The organism is Rahnella sp. RcJ3 (assembly GCF_009498575.1).
GTDB lineage: Bacteria > Pseudomonadota > Gammaproteobacteria > Enterobacterales > Enterobacteriaceae > Rahnella > Rahnella aceris.
The window spans coordinates 1-1,393 of the sequence record NZ_QSNX01000044.1 but is presented as its reverse complement, the minus strand read 5'-3'; the positions used below and the strand labels follow the sequence as shown (position 1 = coordinate 1,393).

Below are 1,393 nucleotides of genomic sequence, written 5' to 3'. Positions count from 1 at the left end.
TTTTATTTGGGATTTGGCCCGGAAAAGGGAGCATCGATATGTATATTGGTTTACCGCAATGGCATCACAGCGCCTGGGCAAAGATGGGTTTACGTGATCTCCTCCCTGAAAACAGTGCCAGTCTAAACTGAAGTATCCGGTCTTTCTTTCATCTCAATGAGAGGCATATTAACCATGAATAAGACCCGTTATACCGAAGAACAGATAGCCTTTGCCCTTAAACAGGCTGAAATCGGCACTCGGGTGGAGGAAGTGTGCAGAAAGATGGGGATTTCTGAGGCTACTTTTTACAATTGGAAGAAGAAGTTTGGCGGCATGGGCGTGACAGAACTGCGTTGGCTGCGCCAACTGGAGGAAGATAATCACCGCCTGAAACGGCTGGTCGCCGATCTCAGTCTGGACAAGGAAATGCTGCAGGACGTCATCCGAAAAAAGTTCTGAGGCCGGTGCAGAAACGCGAGGCGGTTGAATACCTGCTGGCGGCGTACCGCATCGGGGTTCGCAGGGGATGCCGGCTGATGATGCAGAGCCGAAGGTTTACAACTACCGCAGCTGCCGCGATGACCGGGCCCTCACGCAGCGGATACGGGAGATTGCAGAAACCCGCATTAATTTGTGTCAATTTTTATGAATTTAATCCCGAGCCATGCCACAACACAGGCCGGGAAGCCCCTAAACAAGCCGTATTAAATGCAACTTAAAAAGACTTCTCTGCGTATGCTTCGCTAACATTAGGGTGATTTTGAGCACAGATTTTTAGGATGGTTAGCGCATGTTGCATTAGCGCCTCACTGCGCTCTGGTTCAAACCATTGACCATTAAACTTACCACCATGGAAAAGGTTGTTTCTCACGCGACGTATTAATACAAAAATCTTTAGTGCTACGTTCGGTTCTTCTAGCGGAGTGGCATCCCAAGCAAGAGCACCATCTTTAACAACCTGCTTTTTTGGCGGGTGATTAATAAAATAGTCAACAGCGGCAATGAATGCAGGGTCTTTAGGTGAGGTAAAGACGTGCTTAACATCTTTTGCATACCAATCCCAGTTTGCCTCTGCTTTTCCATCTTTGGGCTTTGGCTGAGTTGCTTTTAGGCAATACTCATAGCGGGAAAACTCACGAAAGAACTCAAAACTAAGATTATCTATGTTGGATTTTTCCATGCTGGCTGCCTACCTTTGACCTGCTCCCCGTTGATTAATACACCACGATGTTAGTAATGTCTTCATAAGCCACATGAGGACATCCCCATGAAGAAGCGTTTTTCCGACGAACAGATCATCAGTATCCTCCGCGAGGCTGAAGCCGGGGTTGTAGTGGCACACTGAATTTGGCCACCTGAATAGAGGTGATATCATCACCTCACAGTAAAAACAGGTGACATTATGACCGGA

1 protein-coding gene and 1 pseudogene are annotated in these 1,393 nt (G+C 47.5%); one reads left to right on the top strand and one right to left on the bottom strand.

Translation table 11 applies throughout. The features are described 5' to 3' along the window. Positions 1-174: 174 nt before the first annotated feature. Positions 175-610: pseudogene (locus DXU84_RS24765) on the top strand (transposase); the annotation flags it as partial. 87 nt (positions 611-697) lie between these two features. Here the strand turns inward: DXU84_RS24765 and DXU84_RS24760 are convergent. Further along, positions 698-1,162: a hypothetical protein gene (locus DXU84_RS24760; protein WP_037034906.1), complete on the bottom strand. Its 465-nt coding sequence runs from the start codon at positions 1,160-1,162 to the stop codon at positions 698-700. Positions 1,163-1,393: the final 231 nt, after the last annotated feature.